The organism is Sphingobium sp. FG58 (assembly GCF_057809055.1).
This window is the reverse complement of the sequence record NZ_JBMDJF010000002.1, coordinates 92,223-109,526: the sequence shown is the minus strand read 5'-3', so window position 1 is coordinate 109,526 and position 17,304 is coordinate 92,223. Positions and strand designations below refer to the sequence as shown.

Below are 17,304 nucleotides of genomic sequence, written 5' to 3'. Positions count from 1 at the left end.
CATGGGCATCTTCAACCAGAGCAAAGAGGTCTTTCCCTTTGGCGACGTCGGCAACGTCCTGGAGGGCATCCGCGATTCACAGCTTCGCGCCGGCACGTTGATCCTGCTCGATATGGCGCACTCGCAAAACTATCCCGACGATGACACCGATGTCCCGGTGGAAGGGTCGGTCTTCACTCTCAGGAACATCGCGTCCTATCAGGCGTCGTTGCTGACTGGCGGCGATGAAGAGGATATGGACTGCCGGATCGTTTCGAGCTTTGAGGCGGCGGACATCGCTTTTGAGCGCACGGCCAAGGGCGGCCTGCATGGGGCCTGTTCCCGATCCGGGATGAGTGCGGGGCGCAATGCCCGAATCGAGGCGGCAGACGCCATCAAATCCTATGTTTTCGCGAACCCGTCGCACCGATACTTCATGTCGATCGAGGGTCGGACAACGCGGAAAGCCCTCTACTCATCCGGCAATGCCCTCCCGCTGGCGGGACTGTTCAATGAAGTCGGCTCATCGATCAACTATCAAATGCTGTTCACGTCCGGTGACGATGCCGGGACCGAGATGGGCGTGAATGGTGGTGCCGAATATGGCGCTTTGAACGACCCGGCGAACCCGAACACCGAGGGCGCGGAATTCTACCGCGATGGAAGCAGCTTTCGCTGGACCAACAGCGCTCCAAGCACTGCCGCCGATCTTGAAAACTTCCTCGCTCTTTGGGGTGCCTATGGTGCATGGTCGTCGGTGGCGCAGAACAAGGCGGCGTCATGGATTTTTCGGCGCTTCGTGCTGGAGGACCTGACCGTATCGGGCCTGGGCTATGATGAAGCGAGCTATCTCAACCGCCGCCTCTGGCAGCAGAATTGCGGCGTCGGCGGTCGCTGGCATGGTGACACCTACACCCCCGCCGCGACGCTGAAAGCATGAGCGACAAACTCAGCGGCCATGTCCGCAATCCCAACAAGCCATTATCGTAATCTGACGGAGACATCCATGCACGACCTAGAACATGGAGCGGTCAAGCATATCGCAGATGGCCTGTCGTTCGGTGTGCTGATCGGCACGCTTGCCAATATCCTCCCATCTCTCGCGTCCCTCATGACCTTCGTCTGGATGTGTATTCGCGTGTGGGAAACGGAGACTGTCCAGCGCTGGTTCGGTCGAAAGGACTGAAATCAACATGAGCAAGATGAAGATCGTCGTTGCGGCATCCGCCGCAGCGCTCGCCCTTATTTCGCCTGCCGCGATCGAGATCATCGAGCCGACGATCGCGATCGAGGGAGGATATGTGAACCATCCCAATGATCCGGGCGGGGAAACGAACAAAGGGATCACGAAGCGTGTGGCCGTCGAGCATGGCTACACCGATCCGATGAAGACGTTGCCGCATTCCGTAGCCGTCAGCATCTATTATCAGTCCTACCTGGTGAAGCCGGGCTATGTGCCGCTGATCGCGCTCGACCCGGCGGTTACGGCCGAGCTTTTCGATACGTCGGTCAACATGGGACCGGCGCGGCCGTCGCGCTTTTTCCAGCAGTCGCTCAACGAGATTTGCCCAGCGCTAAAGCTGAAGGTGGACGGCCAGGTCGGGCCTGCCACCATCGCGGGCTACGCACGCTGCCAGCGCACATTGATGTGCCAGGCGATGCTGCCCCGCCTCGATGCCAAACAGCTGGCCGAATATGACCGGCTGATCCGTGCAAATCCAAGGCTCAAGGTCTTCCGCAAGGGCTGGGTCAACCACCGCATCGGCAATGTTTCCATGGAGAAATGCATATGAAGATCGAGAAACTGGGCGGCAAGCTCACAAGCATTAGCCTGGCCCTGGAGGCCGGTTTGTTCCTGTTCCGCCTGGGCAAATCCGTCGTGCGGGAGGTTAAGGGCAAGCAGGCCAAAGCCGCTGACGCTGCCGCGAGTCCGGACGCCGAGGGAGACGCTTAATGGCGATCACGCATGTGACCTGTGGCCCCGTCACCGCGCGCGCCAGCACCGGTTCGACCATGGCCGTCGAATCCTCGCAGCCGGCCCGCAAGCAGAAGTTCGTGCCCAGCGGTACCAGCCAGGTGAGCACGATCATGGCGAATGCGGCCGAGGGTGATTTCTGGCATGTCGCGACCGACACGGCCGTCTGGGTCAAGTTCGCCACCGCGCCGGACGCTGCGGACGGCGATGCCCATTTTCTACCCGCCGGCAGTTCGCGATCGTTCGTCGCGACCGGTGCGGCCGAGAAGATTGCGGTAATAACCGCGTGAGGACGTTCGGCAGCGGCTTCGGCTTTGATAAGAGCAGGCGGCTGCCGGGTGGTGGCCCGCCGGTCCGAGTCAAGTCGTGGCAGATCATTGGCCAGTACAACGACACCGGCATCGGCCCGCAGGCTACCAACAGCATCACCGTTCGTGCCCTGACGACGCAGAGAGCCAAGTTGGCCGCCAACAATGTCACGGCGCTGCGATGCTACGGCCAGGCCTATTATGTCGGCGGTTCGGGCGGGCTGGAGATCGGCGTCGGCAATGACATTCCGACCCGTGCGGCCGCTCTGCGCGGTTCGACTTTGTTGGGGATATCTCCCGCCCCGGTGGTCGTTCCAAATGGCTCCGGCGCGACGCTGGTGGCAGAGATCACAGGCCTTTCGTTGTCGGCTGGCGATGTTCTCGATCTGCAAAAAGAGCGGGTGCTGACATCGGGCCAGCAATCCGTGCAGACCATCCCCTACGCGGCAGGCACATTGCCGCCCGGCGTCGGGCGCAGGGCCGACGACGGGTCTGCGGCCAGCGTGCTTGGGACTGCCAATCCATCGAGCCTGTCGGCAGGCTCATTGGAGGGCGGGATATGGCTCGCCTATGGGGAGCATCCGACCTACACATTCGGCGCGCTGACCGACAGCATCTACTATAACAATACCGACTCTGCCCTGGGTGATGGCGGGTTGATCGGGGCCGAAGGTCGCACTGCTGAGGGCGGCGGTATGCTGCGGCGCGGCTTTCGGGCGGCGGCACTGGCAACGGGCATCGAAACCCCACTGATCATGATGGGAAGGCCAGCGGCACAGTTGGCCGTGTATCGCGCGAGCAACACTGCGCGGCGACAGAAATACCCGTTCTTCAACACGTTCATCCTCCAGCCCTTTACCAACGATTTTGACACCAGCGCCGGTAACAAGACCGTTGAGCAGATGAGGGTGCTCGCCGAGGCCGAGGCGGCGGATTACATCGCAGCGTATGAAGCCGGGCCGAACGGCGGCATAATCCCGTGCCGTGTTCTTATCGCGCTCCCCCTGCCGCGCGGCGCAAATGTCGGTGCGCTGACCACGACCCAGCAGCGCATCTCTGACTTTGTTGGCCTTGTGAAGGCGGGCGGTGTTGCGAACGTAGCTGGCTATTACGACGTCAACAGCGTTTTTTCGATACCTGGAGAGCCGGGAAGAATTGCGAACCCGGCTCAGTTCAACGGCGATCTGCTGCATCCCGCGCCGTTGGGACACGCGGACGGATCGGCCTATTATTCGGCCATACTCCAGCAGTCCATCCCATGGATACCGCTATGACCGTTGATGCATCGCTCACCCCGAAAGTTGGGGTATTGCGTGGGGTATCACTATGTATGGTAATAGTGCCAGAACGACGCATTTGAGCCACTTTGGCTATTGCGGCGACGGAGGGGTTGTCCGTCGATGATCATATGACATGCGCGATTTGACCGCGAACCAGCCAGTCTCTGCTCCACATAGTTCCAGTCGTGATTCCAGACGAGCGCTCATCTTCACGGCAAGGCGTGATCTGATACTTTACTCCATCCGGCATCACTAAGGTCGCCGCTGAGCCGCTGGCATCTTCGACCTTGGCTTCTATCCAAGTTCGCCCAACCTCGATGCTGATTGGGTGTTCACCGGAAAAGGCAGGCTCCGGATCGCCTCCAATTTGACCGTTCATATAAATGCACAGGCTTACTCCCGGCGCGATTTCGCTAAAATTTGTGCGTGCATGCCAGTTCATTCTTTTACCTCTCTGGGGAACGCCTCTGGGAGACCGCGAGAGACACCTTCATTATGCTGAGATGGAGCGCGATCTCCACTGACCGCCAATAGCTCTGACCCTACTTTGCTCTCAGTAGCTTGCCAAGAACGTCATCAAGCGTTCCATCTATCAATTCCCGGTAATTCTGGTCGAACACGATCTCCGTGTGGGTAGGGCGCTGCACCACGGTACGAACCTGGTCGGGGTTCACCGCAATAATTGGCCCAGCTTTACTCTTTAAGCGAACGTAGTCTGACATTTTCGTCTCCTGTTGGCGTCCAGAACTTCGGGCGCTTCATTCGGTAAGTCTAGAGGTATTTCCATAGTGCCACTTTCCAACGCCGCGGTGAAAGCCGCGCGGCCGCGTTCGCGCGCCTATAAGATGTTCGATGAGCGGGGCTTGTTTCTGTTCGTCGCGCCGACCGGGCTTCGCGCCTGGCGCATGCGCTATCGAATCGGCGGGCGGGAAAAGCTGCTGAGCCTCGGCCAATGGCCCGACGTGCAGCTGGTCGATGCAAGGACCAATGCCGAGGAGGCGCGGGGCTTGATCGCCCAGGGCGTCGATCCATCGTCCCGTGCAAATTTGCATGTGCAAATTCGCACGTTCGAATCGGTGGCGCGCGAATGGCACGCGCATCAGCGCGATCGCTGGACGGATCGCCACGCCGACGATGTGATCGGATCGCTGGAGAGCAACGTGTTTTCGGATATCGGGCCGCTGCCGATCGGCGCGATCGGCGCGCCTGCGGTGCTGCAGGTGTTGCGCGAGGTCGAGGCGCGCGGGTCGATCGAGACAGCGCGGCGGATCCGTCAGCGGATTTCGGCCGTGTTCGCCTTCGCCATTGCCGAGGGCTTGGTCGATCATGATCCGGCGGCCGTCGTCGGCAAGGCGCTGCGCCCTTCACCGCCACCGCGCCGCCAGCCGGCGCTGGTGGCGATCAACGATGCCCGCGCTTTGCTCCTCGCGTGCGATCGCGCGGGTGGCCTGCCGATCGTGCGGCTGGCGTCGCGATTCCTGGCGCTGACCGCGGTGCGGATGGGCGCGCTGCTGGGCGCGTGCTGGAGCGAGTTCGAGCAGCTGGACGGCGAAGCACCGTTGTGGCGCATTCCAGCCGCGCGGATGAAGATCGCGCGGGCCAAGAAGGGCGATGCGGCGCATGATCACCTGGTGCCGCTGTCGCGCCAGGCGGTGGAAGTGCTGCGCCAGGCGCGAGACCATTTTGCTAACGGCGGCGATATGGTCTTCCCAATCCATCCGGCCGCGATCGGCGCGCTCTACAAGCGGGCGGGCTTTGCCGATCGCCATGTGCCGCACGGTTGGCGGGCAACATTCTCCACGATCCTCAATGAGCAGTTCCCGCTGGAGCGCAGCGCGATCGACATGGCGCTGGCGCATTTGCCGGCGGATCGCAGCAAGGTCGAGCGCGCCTATAACCGGTCGGAGATGCTGGACCAGCGCCGCAGCCTGTTCGATCGCTGGGGTGCGATGCTTATCCCATGATTTAATGGGCTTCCTTCGTCCCGACGCTGACGAGCGTCGGGAGCGGGGGCTATCGGGGTGCAACCCAATAGACCGACGAGAATAGAGCTCGCCACGACACAGCTGGCCGACTGGCCGCCCCGCACCCGCGCATACGGGCGCGGGCGTTGGAGCGAACCTTCATGCATTCGTCAAATGATTCTGCCTGCGTATCGAATAAATGCGCGTCCTGCCGCGCCCTGCTTTTCAAATCCGAGCCCGGCGCGATCGCCGGCGTCATCGAGATCAAGTGCCGCCGCTGCGGCGCATTCAATTGTCTGAGGCCTGCGAGCCCATACCCGACCGCCGATCGAGCGGCCACCGGAAGGCTCCGCCATGACGCTTGAGAACATCACCCCCATCAATCCCGCCGCCGGATACATCGGCGGCAAGCGCAATCTGGCCAAACGGATCTGCGCGATCATCCAGGCCGTCGACCATGACGGTTATGCCGAGCCGTTTGTCGGCATGGGTGGTATTTTCTTCCGGCGCGCTGCGCGTCCACGCGCGGAATATATCAACGACATATCGGGCGACGTAACGACCCTATTTCGGGTGGTGCGCCGCCATTATCAGGCCTTCGTCGATGAGATGGAATGGCTGCTGGCCAGCCGGGCAGAGTTCGAGCGCCTGCGCGCAATGGATCCCGCGGCGCTCACCGATATCGAACGCGCAGCGCGTTTCCTGTATCTCCAGCGGCTTGCCTTTGGTGGCAAGGTCGCCATCCGTAACTTCGGCGTGGATAGCCGGTCGCCGGCGCGCTTCAATCTCGCGCGGCTGCGCGCAACGCTGGTGGCGATCCGCGACCGGCTTCAGCCGGTCGTCATCGAGCAGCTGCCCTATGCCGACTTCATACGGCGCTATGACCGGCCGGGCATACTGTTCTATCTCGACCCGCCATATTGGAATTGCGAAACGGACTATGGCGCCGGCGTATTTGATCGCGCCGATTTCGACCGGCTGGCGGCATTGCTCGGCGGGATCGCGGGCAAATTCATTGTCTCGATCAACGATACGCCGGGGGTGCGCGCTGCCTTTGCCGCCTTCGACCTGGCCGAGGTGGAAACGACCTATTCGATATCGACCGCGACATCCGGTGGCGCGAAGCGTGCGGGTGAGCTGATCATCACCAACTTCGCTCTGGACGGTGCCGCCCACGCTGCCCTGGGCGTAAAAGGGCGATCCTAACCTCTTGGCCCCCTGGGGAGCCAAGCGGGGAGGCCACAGCCTCCCCGTCCCCTACGGCGCGGAAATACGCCGTGGGTGTTGTCGAGCATGCGGGGGTGCGTCGGGAGAGCCTCAAATAGCGCCAGCCGTAGGCTGACCTTATCCTCTTAAACCCCTGTGTGGGTGAACATCACCATTTCTAAACTCGCGCCTCTACCCCGGCTTCGATCCGTTTGAGGATCGCCTCCATGGCAGCGTCGGCCGGTTTGGCGGGTTCTGGGGCTGCCACAGGGGCAGGGGCGGCGGCCTTGGGGGTTTGGGCCGCACGGCGGCGGCGGGCCTCACGCAGGTTCAGGAAGCGCGCGCGGACGGCCTTGCCTGCATCCCCCAGCGCCTTGCCCAGTCGGCCTATGTCGAAGTGGTAGGCGTTGGTTGCCTGCTGGCGCTGTGGCCCGGCTTCCCCGACGTTGGTCGTTTTCTCGCTTCGCCGGACCCAGTCCAGGAAACCATGCTCCTTCAGGCGACGCAGCGCGTCGACCACCGCATTCTTCGATAGCGCCGTCACCTTCATAACCGCGGTGATGGCCGGATCGAGCGTGCCGGTCTTGAAGTCCAGGAACTGTCGCAGCAGCGCTTCCAGGACGCGGATGCCGTTTGCCATCAATGGACTGCGCTCACCCTTCTTCTTGTGGATGACGTCATACTCCTTTGCCAAGCGCAGGTAATCGTCCGCCCAGGCCAGGCCTCCAGCAACTGTGCCATCGGCGATCGGCCGGAATACATCCGCCTGTCGACTATCGACGTCATAGCTGTGGCGGTGCACGGGATCATGCCCGCGCTTCTTGCCTCCAAGGGCCGCTCCGGCACTCTTCAATATTTTGCGGGTCTGGTGCGCGATCGCGCGTGCGTCGGACGGGGCGCTCATGCGGCCACCGCCCAGATGGTCAGCCGATCTTGGCGTCCAGCAACGATCGTGCGGAAGGCATACCCTTCATCAGCATGTCCGCCCATTCCTGCGCAAGTTCGCGGCGGCGGGGCATATAGGCCGCCCGATTGTACGCTGCTTCGACGCCTTCCTGAATATGCGCCAGCATGAGGTCGATGACTTCCCGATCGCCGACTCGATTCTCCCGGCCGGCCAGTTCGTTCATGATTGTGGAGAAGGTAGCCCGCCAACCGTGCGGCACATGTTTGCCTGCGTATCCGGCCGTTCGATAGAGCTTGCTGATTGTACTGTCCGTGATCGGTTGCCGCGAGTTGCGAATGCTGGGGAAGAGCAGCGGCTTCGTGCCTGCCCATTCCATCGCCGCCTTCACCGTTTCGACCGCCTGCCGGCTGAGCGGCACTATGAATTCGAAGCTCGCATCCTGTTTGCGTTCGCGCGTCAGCTTCATTTTCGAGACCGGTATGCGCCAGATCGGGGCCGGGCCGTCCAGATCCTCGAACTCCTTGGGGTCGGCCAGGCGCAGCACGCCGGGACGCACGACGGTCAGCGCCAACAGGCGGGAAGCCAGCTTCGTCACGAGATATGTGCCGTCGAGCTGCTCGACGTCGCGCAGCACCTTGCGTGCTTGATCCAGCTTCAGCACCGCCGGTCGCAGGGATTTGCGTCGGGGTTCCAGTACCGGCTGGATGATGGCGGCCGGATTGGTCTCCGCCCAGCCAGCGCCGATCGCATACACAAAGACCGATGAGATATGCTGACGCACCCGATGCGCCATTTCGATTGCGCCGCGGGCTTCGATCGCGCGTACCACGGTCAGCACTAAAGCTGGTGTGATTGCGGAAACGGGCAAGGTGCCGATCGCCGGAAAGACGTCGGCCGATAGCCGATCGAGGATCTGACCCGCGTAGCGCGCCGCGCGGATCTTCTCCTGCTGCGCGTGCCATTGTCGCGCGATCGCTTCGAACGTATTGCCGCTGGCGATTGCCGCCACCGCTGCCTGCTGCTTTCGATCGACTTTCGGATTGATGCCCTCGCGCAGCAGCTTGCGGGCATGTTCGCGCGATTCCCGCGCCTGTGTGACCGAGACGTCGGGATAGGTGCCGAATGTCAGCCGGTGTTCCTTGCCCCCAAATCGGTATTTGAGGCGCCATGATCGCGTGCCGGATGGCATGACGTACAGATATAGGCCATGAGCATCCGCCAGCTTGTAGGGCTTGTCCTTCCCCTTGGCGTTCCGGCACCGCACATCCGTCAGCAAATGATGCCCCCCGTTGTGCCCCCGCAAAAGGGGCGCTGCGGTGTTCTACAGTGATACCGCCTGAGACGGTGACTGTAGTTAAATCCACGGATTTGCAAGGTTTCTGACACTGGCTGATCTCGCCAGAGAAGCGATGTTGGCTCCCCGAGTAGGATTCGAACCTACGGCCATTCGATTAACAGTCGAATGCTCTACCGCTGAGCTATCGGGGAGCAGCCCGACTTCCGCCGGGCAGGCCGCGCCTATAGCAGCGGCTTTTAAGAATTGGCAAGCGCTAATCTGATGATTTTTTTGGGTCCCCGTCAGGCCGGGCTTTGGCCCCGTTAAAGCCCCCGTTCAGGCGATGAATTGTTCGGCCGCGATGCGGTCGTCCAGCGTATGTTCCGGGTCGAACAACAAGGTTAGCGGGGTCGCGCGGTCGATCTTGATTTCCACCTGGGCGACGTCGCGGACTTCGCGCTGGTCGGCCACGGCGCTGACCGGGCGCTTGACCGGATCAAGCACCGTGAAGCGGATGACGGTGTTTTCCGGCAGGATCGCGCCACGCCAGCGACGCGGGCGGAACGGGCTGATCGGGGTCAATGCGACCAGCGCCGATCCCAACGGCAATATGGGGCCATGGGCCGACAGATTATAGGCGGTGGACCCGGCTGGCGTCGCCACCAGCACGCCGTCGCACACCAGTTCGGGCAGGACGACGCGGCCATTGACCTGCACCTCCAGCTTGGCGGTCTGGCGGGTTTCGCGCAGCAGCGACACTTCGTTGATGGCAGGGATGGAGAAACGCTCGCCATCGACCGTATCGACGATCATGCGCAGCGGATTGACCTTGAACATCTTGGCCGCTTCCAGCCGCTGTTCCAGCCGCTCCAGCCGCCATTCGTTCATCAGGAAGCCGACCGTGCCCAGGTTCATGCCGAACACCGGGACGATCCGCCGCGCTTCCAGCATCGAATGGAGCGTCTGGAGCATATAGCCATCGCCGCCCAGCGCGATGATCATTTCGGCCTGATCGACCGGCACGAAGTCGTAGGTGGCGCGCAGGCGCTCCTCGGCGGCCTTGGCTGCCTGGGTAGGGGACACGACCAGCGCGCGCCGAATCTCGCCGCTCATCCGCCGGTGACGCTCATATGACGACGGGTTGCAGGCGCGGTTTCACCCGCGCCGATGCGGAAGTCGTGGCGAGCGGGCTTCAAACGCAGGGCGCGGTCGATCAGCGGTTCGACGGCTGGCAGGCCGCCTTCACGCAGCGCGGCTTTGAAATCGACATGGTCCTCATGGCCCAGACACATGAAAATCTTGCCTTCACAGGTCATGCGGATGCGGTTGCAATCGGCGCAGAAATTATTGGTGAGCGGGGTAATGAGGCCGAGCCGCGCCGTCATTCCCGCAACGCTGTGATAGCGTGCGGGGCCACCGGTGCGGTCGGACACAGGCGTAAGCGCGTAATGCGCGCGGATATCGTCGGCCACCTGGCTTAGCGGCAGATAATGATCGGTCCGATCCTCGCCCGTTTCGCCCAATGGCATCGTTTCGATCAGTGTCAGGTCCAGGCCTTCCGCATCGCACCAGCGCAGCATCGGCAGGATTTCATCGTCATTGACACCCTTGAGCGCCACCATGTTGATCTTGATCGCCAGCCCCGCCGCCTGCGCGGCTTTCAGCCCGCCAAATACCGCCTGTATGTCGCCGCCGCGCGTGATATGGGCAAAACGTACCGGGTCCAGGCTGTCGAGGCTTACGTTGATCCGGCGCACGCCCGCATCGGCCAGCATATCGGCATGATTGATCAAACGGGTGCCATTGGTCGTCAGCGTCAGTTCGTCCAGCCCATTGCCCAGATGCCGCCCGATCCGGCGCACCAGATCGCCAATGTCGCGGCGCACCAGCGGTTCGCCGCCGGTCAGGCGTATCTTGTTGATGCCGCGCGCGACGAACAGGTCGGCCAGCAGCGCGATCTCCTCCAGCGTCAGCACCTGATTTTTGGGCAGGAATTGCATCTTTTCCGCCATGCAATAGCGGCAGCGCAGGTCGCAGCGGTCCGTGACGGATATGCGCAAATAGCTGATCCGGCGGCCAAGGCCGTCGGTCATTTGTGTGCGTGAGGGTTCCGCCATGGCCATGGTCCCTAGCTAGGGGATGGACCTGCCCCGCGCAAGCACCCCGGTTGCGGGATAGGCAAGACGTCGGTAACCCGTTGATGCTAAGGCGGCAGGATGCGCGCGCCCAGGGGACCATATCAGTGATCGCGGATCAGGCCGCAGACGGACAGCGCAGCCTCTTCATCCTGTCGCCCGGCGACCGGGACGGGCTGTGCCATGCCGCGCAGGCGGCTGGCTGGCGCGCGATTGGTGCGCGCCGCGCGCGGGAGGCGCCGCAGCGCTATCTGCGCAGCGAGGCGCAGGTCGCGCTGGTCGATATGCGCGCGGGTGGCGGGGAAGCGAAGCTGTTGGCCCCGCTGGTCCCGGCGATGGAGGCAGGCGGCGGCGCGCTGATCGTGCTGGTCGATCAGGCGGATGAAGCGATCATTCCCGATTTGCTGGATGCCGGGGCGACCCATTTTCTGACCGCACCCTATAGCGAGGCGTCGTTGCGCGCGGCTCTGGCATCGGCGCAGCGGCTTGTGGAGCGATTGGGCGGCGGCGCATCGCACAGCCAGCGCGCCCAGCGAATCCGGCGCGGCGACGCGCTCTACTGGGAATTGGGGCGCAGCGATTCGCTGCTGCGACTGAGCGAAAGTCTCGCCCGTCATCTCGATCTGCCGATGGCGCGGGTTCATCCTGCGGCGCTGATCCGCCGCCTGCCACGGGCGGAGCGGCGCGCGGTGCTGACGGCGCTGCGGGCGATGATGCGGGCGGGGCGTCCCGCCGCGCTGGCGCATGATTTGCCTGACCGACCCGGCAACCGGCTGGTCCATCATCTGCGGATCGAGGATGGCGTGGTCGCGGCCGATGTCGAGTGGCTGTCGGACGCGCAGGAGCGCGATCTGGCGAGCCGCGATTATCTGACAGGGCTGCGATCGCGGCAGGCGGCGTTGGACTGGCTCGACCGGCGGACCGGGCTGGCGACTACCGCCATATTGCTGTCGATCAGCCAGTTCGAGCGGATGAACGCGGCCTATGGCCAGGTCGTCGGCGACGCGCTGCTGGGGCGCATCGCCAGACGGATCGAGCGGATGGTCGACGATGTTGCGCCCGGCGCAATGGTCGCACGGATCACCGGCACCGAATTTCTGGTCGGCCTGACCGGCGAAGTGGCGGGCAGCGACCGCGCGACCTTCCTGGCGCGGCAATTGATCGCGGCGATCGGTCGCCCTTTCAGCGCGGGCGATCACCTTATCCGCCTGATCGCCCGTTGCGGCATAGCCCAAGCTCGCCCCGAAGATGACGCGACCCATTTGCTGCGTCGTGCCGGCACCGCGCTGGCCGATGCGCGGCAGGCGGGCGGAGAGGGCATTCGCATCCTGTCTACCGATCGCCACAGTCGTCAGGTCGATCCCGACCAGTTGGAAACCGACCTGCGGCTGGCGCTCGACCGGGGCGAGATCGGCATCGTGTTCCAGCCGCAATATCCGGTGGATTCGGAAATCATCAGCGGCGTCGAGGCGCTGGCGCGCTGGAACCATCCGCAATATGGGCCGCTGGGGGCGGGCATATTGTTCGCCACCGCCGAACGGTCCGACTATATGCTGCCGCTGTCGGCGCATATTCAGGTGGAGGCGTTGCGGCAGGCAGCGGCATGGCCACGCGCGCTGTCGGCGCTGCGGCTGTCGATCAATGTGACGGCTGCGGACATTGCCCAGCCCGGTTTCATGAGCGGGTTGCTGGCGATCGTGGACAGCAGCGGCTTTCCTCGGTCAAGGCTTACGGTGGAGATCACTGAAAGCGGGCTGATCGAGGATGTCGATGCCGCCGCCGCGCTTCTGACTGCGCTCCGGTCGGAGGGGCTGGCGGTTGCGATCGATGATTTCGGCACGGGCTATTCCAGCCTCGCCTATCTCAAGAGTCTGCCGCTCGACTATCTCAAGATCGACAGCGGGCTGGCGCAGGATATTGCCGGGACTGCGCGCGACCGCATCGTCGTGCGCGGGGTCATCCACATGGCCAAGTCGCTGGGCCTGAAGGTCGTGGCGGAAGGAGTGGAGACGCAGCAGCAGCTTGATTTGCTGGCGCGTGAGGGATGCGATTATTATCAGGGTTTCCTGCGATCGGCGGGCGTATCGTCCGCCGATCTGGTCGCGCTGGTGCTGGCGGGCTGAAGTGCAATGCCCTTAGTTTGCCTAACATCCGTTCGTGCTGAGTAGAGACTGAGCTTGTCGAAGGCTCGTATCGAAGCATTATGCGCAGCGCCTAGTCCTTCGATATGCCATTTGACCTACGGTCGTCTGCGACTCCGACTTCGCTCAATGGCTACTCAGGACGAACGGGTATTACATTCTAAAGGCTCAGCAACGGCCACAACACCATGCCCAGTCCGACCAGGCTGACGAGGAAGATCAGCGTGCGAATCTTGGGAATGCCCAGCGCATAGACCGGCAGATAGAGGATGCGCGCGCCCAGCCAGATATGGGCGCCGAGCATGGTCATGTCGCTCGATCGGCCAGCCACCACGACGCCGATCAGCGCGACGATGGCGATCGGCAGGGTTTCCTGAAAATTCGCCTGGGCGCGGGCCAGGCGACCGGCCACCGGGTTGAGCGGCGGCAATGTCTCATCGCGCGCGCCCATGTTCCAGTTGGTGCCATATTGCTTCGTTTTGACATGGGCGGCGGCGAAGATGTGGATCAGGAGCAGCACCATGCTCCAGGCCAGCACGAACAGTTCGACAGCCATGATCTTCATCTCCCACCCCGTTGATGGCTCAGCCTAAGCCATCCCCCGGCAGACGACAAGGCATCACCCTGCCGCTTTGGCCAGCCCTTTCGACAATTGCAGCGCGCCGTTCAGACGAGCGGCGGAATCGGCCCAGTTGCGATTGACCACGACCTTGCTGTCGGGGCGCAGCCGCGCCACGCCGTCGAGTCGCTGGATATAGGCGACCAGACCCGCGGGATTGGGAAAGCGATCCTCGAAGAAGCTGACCAGCGCGCCCTTTTGCCCGACGTCGATCTTGGCGATATTGGCTTTGACGCAATTCTGCTTGATCTCGATGATCTTGAGCAGGTTTTGCGTCGGCGCGGGCAGCTTGCCGAAACGGTCGATCAGTTCGGCGGCGAAGGATTCCAGACCCTGCCGGTCCTCCACCTCGTTCAGGCGGCGGTAGAGACCCATGCGCAGGTCGAGATCGGGGACATAATCGTCGGGGATCATGATCGGCGCATCGACGCTGATCTGGGGCGAGAAGCTGTCGCTGCGCGGTTCCAGACCTGCGCCGCCCGCCTTGGCATCCAGGATCGCCTCCTCCAGCATCGACTGGTAGAGTTCAAAGCCCACTTCGCGGATATGGCCCGACTGTTCGTCACCGACCAGATTGCCCGCGCCGCGAATGTCGAGATCATGGCTGGCCAGCTGGAAGCCAGCTCCCAGCGTGTCGAGATCGGACAGCACTTTCAGACGCTTCTCTGCTGTCTCGGTAATGATGCGGTTGGCAGGCGTCGTCATATAGGCATAGGCGCGGGTCTTGGACCGGCCCACGCGCCCGCGCAGCTGATAGAGTTGGGCGAGGCCGAAACGGTCGGCGCGGTGGATGATCAGCGTGTTGGCGCTGGGGATGTCCAGCCCGCTTTCGACGATGGTGGTGGACAGCAACACGTCGTAGCGCTTGTCGTAAAAGGCCGACATACGTTCTTCCACCTGCGTCGCGCTCATCTGGCCATGGGCGACGATGGCCTTGATTTCGGGGACTTCGGTGCGCAGATACTCTTCAATCTCGGTCAGGTCCGCGATGCGGGGGACGACGAAGAAGCTCTGCCCGCCGCGATAATGTTCACGCAACAGGGCTTCGCGGATCACCACGCCGTCCCACGGCATGATGTAGCTGCGCACAGCCAGACGATCGACCGGCGGGGTCTGGATCACCGACAGTTCGCGCAGCCCCGACATCGCCATTTGCAGCGTGCGCGGGATGGGTGTCGCCGTCAGTGTCAGGACATGCACGTCGGTCTTCAGTGACTTCAGCCGCTCCTTGTGGGTCACGCCGAACCGTTGTTCCTCATCGACGATGACGAGGCCGAGGCGCTTGAATTCGATACCCTTGGTCAGCAGCGCATGGGTGCCGATGACGATGTCCACTGTGCCGTCGGCCAGCCCCGCCTTGACCGCCTTGGCCTCCTTGTCGGGGACGAGGCGGGAGAGGCGACCGATATTGACCGGGAAGCCACGGAAGCGCTCCTCAAACTGCATATGATGCTGCCGCGCGAGCAGTGTGGTGGGGCAGATCAGCACGACCTGCATCCCGGCCATCGCCGCGACGAAGGCGGCGCGCAGCGCCACCTCGGTCTTGCCAAAGCCCACATCGCCGCAGACAAGCCGGTCCATCGGCTTGCCCGCGCCGAGATCCTCGATCACGTCGAGGATGGCGCGCTCCTGATCCTCGGTTTCCTGATAGGGGAAGCGATCGACAAAGGCGGGATAGCCCGCGCTGTCGGGTTCGGCGACGGTGGCGGCGCGCAGCGCGCGTTCGGCGGCGGTCCTGAGCAATTCACCCGCAATCTCGCGGATGCGTTCCTTCATCTTGGCCTTGCGCCGCTGCCACGCTTCGCCGCCCAATTTGTCGAGGCTCACGCCATCGCTGTCGGAGCCGTAGCGGGAGAGGACTTCGAGATTTTCGACAGGCACGAACAATTTGTCGCCGCCCGCATAGCTTAAGGCGACGCAATCATGCGCGGTCTTGCTGACCGGAATCTGGGTCAGCCCTTCATAGCGGCCTATGCCATGGTCCATATGGACGACCAGATCGCCGGGCGAGAGCGTCGCCAGTTCCGCGAGGAAGGCGTCGGCGCTCTTCTTGCGCTTGGCCCGGCGGACCAGCCGGTCGCCCAGCATATCCTGTTCGGTCAACACCGCGACATCGGGCGCGGTGAAACCATGGTCGAGCGGCAGGACGGTCAGCACCACGCTGCCACTGGCGGCCAGTCCCAGCGCCTCCTGCCAGCTGTCCGCCGCCGCCATCCGCTTGACGCCATGGTCGGCGAGCAGGCCCGACAGCCGTTCGCGCGCGCCGGCGGAATAGCTGGCGATGACGACCTTCTTCTTGGTCCGGTGCAGCGTGCCGATATGTTTGCCGACTGCTTCATAGACATTGGCGTTCTGCGCGCGTTCCGGCGCGAAATCGCGCGGGCCATCGACGGCGAAGTCCAGCACGGTGGCGCTGTCCGGCTCATGAAAGGGCGTCGCGACGTGCATCGGCCAACGAGCGACGATCGCGTCCCATTCGGCGGCGTCGAGATAGAGGAGGTCGGGCTTGAGCGGGCGATAGGCGCCGGGGTCCGACGATTTCGCCTGCACCCGGTTGGCATGATAGTCGCGGATCGCCTCGAACCGGGAATCCGCCGCGCCGACGACGCCATGGTCGCGGATGATGACGGCATCATCGCCCAGATGGTCGGACAGCGGGACCAGCTTTTCCTCGAACAGGGGTAGCCAATGTTCCATGCCCGACAGGCGTCGCCCGTCGCTGACCGCCTGATAGAGCGGATCGCCGGTCGCGGTCGCGCCGAACATCTCGCGATAGCGACCGCGGAAACGCTTGATCGTATCCTCGTCCAGCAACGCTTCGGACGCGGGGAGCAGGGTGAAGCCATCGACGCTGCCCGTGGTGCGCTGGTCGCCGGGATCGAAGCGGCGGACCGTCTCGATCTCATCCCCGAAGAAATCGAGGCGGAGCGGCTGCTCCTCTCCGCCCGGAAACAGATCGACAATGCCCCCGCGAATCGCAAACTCGCCCCGGTCGTGGACGGTATCGGTGCGGACATAGCCATTGGCCTGGAGCATTTCGGCCAGCCGCGTGATCGCGATCCGCTCCTTGGGCGCGAGCTTGGCTACCAGTTGCCGGACGCGGAACGGCGTGAGCGTGCGCTGGGTCAGAGCGTTGAGCGTGGTCAGTACCAGTTGCGGTCCCTTGGGCGTGGCCTGCAAGGCGTGAAGCCCCGCAAGCCGCGCCGACGCGGTGCGAAGCGACGGGCTGGCGCGGTCATAGGGCAGGCAATCCCAGGCGGGGATTTCGATAATCTCGATCTCCGGCGCGAAATAATGCGCCGTCTCCGCCACCGCGCGCATCAGTTGCTCGTCGGAGGCGACGAACACGGCGCGGCTCGGCGAAGCGCGGGCGATGTCGGCCAGCAACCAGGGTTGGAATCCCGCAGGAACGCCCGACAGGGTGAGCGGCGCTTTTGCGCGGAGGATTTTCTGGAGATCGGTCATTTTGCTGTGTCATTCCCGCGCAGGCGGGAATCCATCTCCCGGCCTTGCG

The 17,304-nt window shown here is 63.3% G+C and carries 18 protein-coding genes and 1 tRNA gene; 10 read left to right on the top strand and 9 right to left on the bottom strand.

What is annotated here, in order from left to right; genetic code table 11:
- Position 1 precedes the first annotated feature (1 nt).
- From ACODR8_RS03185 to ACODR8_RS03160, 6 genes are all read left to right on the top strand, one after another.
- Positions 2-919, top strand: coding sequence for a hypothetical protein (locus tag ACODR8_RS03185; protein ID WP_489005922.1), 918 nt, complete (start codon positions 2-4; stop codon positions 917-919).
- 66 nt (positions 920-985) lie between these two features.
- On the top strand, positions 986-1,165 hold the full coding sequence (locus tag ACODR8_RS03180) for a hypothetical protein (RefSeq protein WP_489005921.1): 180 nt from the start codon (positions 986-988) through the stop codon (positions 1,163-1,165).
- A gap of 7 nt (positions 1,166-1,172) precedes the next feature.
- A complete protein-coding gene (locus tag ACODR8_RS03175) occupies positions 1,173-1,772 on the top strand; it encodes a glycoside hydrolase family 108 protein (protein WP_489005920.1) in 600 nt (199 codons plus the stop codon).
- Positions 1,769-1,933: a hypothetical protein gene (locus tag ACODR8_RS03170; RefSeq protein ID WP_489005919.1), complete on the top strand. Its 165-nt coding sequence runs from the start codon at positions 1,769-1,771 to the stop codon at positions 1,931-1,933. The genes ACODR8_RS03175 and ACODR8_RS03170 overlap by 4 nt, the downstream gene beginning before the upstream one ends.
- On the top strand, positions 1,933-2,244 hold the full coding sequence (locus ACODR8_RS03165) for a hypothetical protein (RefSeq protein ID WP_489005918.1): 312 nt from the start codon (positions 1,933-1,935) through the stop codon (positions 2,242-2,244). The genes ACODR8_RS03170 and ACODR8_RS03165 overlap by 1 nt, the downstream gene beginning before the upstream one ends.
- On the top strand, positions 2,241-3,536 hold the full coding sequence (locus tag ACODR8_RS03160; protein ID WP_489005917.1) for a hypothetical protein: 1,296 nt from the start codon (positions 2,241-2,243) through the stop codon (positions 3,534-3,536). The genes ACODR8_RS03165 and ACODR8_RS03160 overlap by 4 nt, the downstream gene beginning before the upstream one ends.
- A gap of 130 nt (positions 3,537-3,666) precedes the next feature.
- Here ACODR8_RS03160 and ACODR8_RS03155 read toward each other — a convergent pair whose 3' ends face one another.
- Together ACODR8_RS03155 and ACODR8_RS03150 are read right to left on the bottom strand one after the other, a co-directional pair.
- A complete protein-coding gene (locus tag ACODR8_RS03155) occupies positions 3,667-3,984 on the bottom strand; it encodes a hypothetical protein (RefSeq protein WP_489005916.1) in 318 nt (105 codons plus the stop codon).
- A 100-nt stretch (positions 3,985-4,084) separates the two neighbouring features.
- A complete protein-coding gene (locus tag ACODR8_RS03150; protein WP_489005915.1) occupies positions 4,085-4,264 on the bottom strand; it encodes a hypothetical protein in 180 nt (59 codons plus the stop codon).
- Positions 4,265-4,330: 66 nt separating this feature from the next.
- On the opposite strand from ACODR8_RS03150, the gene ACODR8_RS03145 reads away from it, so the two are divergent.
- The 3 genes from ACODR8_RS03145 to ACODR8_RS03135 all read left to right on the top strand — a co-directional run bounded on the left by ACODR8_RS03145 (position 4,331) and on the right by ACODR8_RS03135 (position 6,712).
- Complete coding sequence (locus ACODR8_RS03145; protein WP_489005914.1) at positions 4,331-5,506, top strand: tyrosine-type recombinase/integrase; 1,176 nt, start codon at positions 4,331-4,333, stop codon at positions 5,504-5,506.
- A gap of 161 nt (positions 5,507-5,667) precedes the next feature.
- Positions 5,668-5,871 carry a Com family DNA-binding transcriptional regulator gene (locus ACODR8_RS03140; RefSeq protein WP_489006176.1) on the top strand — a complete coding sequence of 68 codons (204 nt, stop codon included), beginning with the start codon at positions 5,668-5,670 and terminating at the stop codon, positions 5,869-5,871.
- Positions 5,861-6,712 (top strand): DNA adenine methylase, encoded by an 852-nt coding sequence (locus tag ACODR8_RS03135; protein ID WP_489005913.1) that lies wholly within the window; start codon positions 5,861-5,863, stop codon positions 6,710-6,712. Before ACODR8_RS03140 ends, ACODR8_RS03135 begins: the two co-directional genes overlap by 11 nt.
- A gap of 178 nt (positions 6,713-6,890) precedes the next feature.
- Here the strand turns inward: ACODR8_RS03135 and ACODR8_RS03130 are convergent, their stop codons facing one another.
- From ACODR8_RS03130 to moaA, 5 genes are all read right to left on the bottom strand, one after another.
- Entirely contained in the window at positions 6,891-7,616 is a 726-nt protein-coding gene (locus tag ACODR8_RS03130) for a hypothetical protein (RefSeq protein ID WP_489005912.1), read from the bottom strand.
- 19 nt (positions 7,617-7,635) lie between these two features.
- Complete coding sequence (locus ACODR8_RS03125; RefSeq protein WP_489005911.1) at positions 7,636-8,895, bottom strand: tyrosine-type recombinase/integrase; 1,260 nt, start codon at positions 8,893-8,895, stop codon at positions 7,636-7,638.
- Between the two features lie 137 nt (positions 8,896-9,032).
- Positions 9,033-9,107: transfer RNA gene (locus ACODR8_RS03120), tRNA-Asn, on the bottom strand.
- Between the two features lie 124 nt (positions 9,108-9,231).
- The gene (locus ACODR8_RS03115) at positions 9,232-10,008 is read right to left on the bottom strand and encodes an NAD kinase (protein ID WP_294136428.1); all 777 of its coding nucleotides are present in this window, start codon (positions 10,006-10,008) and stop codon (positions 9,232-9,234) included.
- Positions 10,005-11,018 carry a GTP 3',8-cyclase MoaA gene (gene moaA, locus ACODR8_RS03110; RefSeq protein ID WP_489005910.1) on the bottom strand — a complete coding sequence of 338 codons (1,014 nt, stop codon included), beginning with the start codon at positions 11,016-11,018 and terminating at the stop codon, positions 10,005-10,007. The genes ACODR8_RS03115 and moaA overlap by 4 nt, the downstream gene beginning before the upstream one ends.
- A 119-nt stretch (positions 11,019-11,137) precedes the next feature.
- Between moaA and ACODR8_RS03105 the strand changes: the two genes are divergently transcribed.
- Positions 11,138-13,153: a putative bifunctional diguanylate cyclase/phosphodiesterase gene (locus ACODR8_RS03105; protein ID WP_489005909.1), complete on the top strand. Its 2,016-nt coding sequence runs from the start codon at positions 11,138-11,140 to the stop codon at positions 13,151-13,153.
- Between the two features lie 178 nt (positions 13,154-13,331).
- Here ACODR8_RS03105 and ACODR8_RS03100 read toward each other — a convergent pair whose 3' ends face one another.
- On the bottom strand, positions 13,332-13,727 hold the full coding sequence (locus tag ACODR8_RS03100; RefSeq protein ID WP_217672207.1) for an MAPEG family protein: 396 nt from the start codon (positions 13,725-13,727) through the stop codon (positions 13,332-13,334).
- A gap of 63 nt (positions 13,728-13,790) precedes the next feature.
- Positions 13,791-17,255 carry a transcription-repair coupling factor gene (gene mfd / locus ACODR8_RS03095; RefSeq protein ID WP_489005908.1) on the bottom strand — a complete coding sequence of 1,155 codons (3,465 nt, stop codon included), beginning with the start codon at positions 17,253-17,255 and terminating at the stop codon, positions 13,791-13,793.
- Positions 17,256-17,304 lie beyond the last annotated feature (49 nt).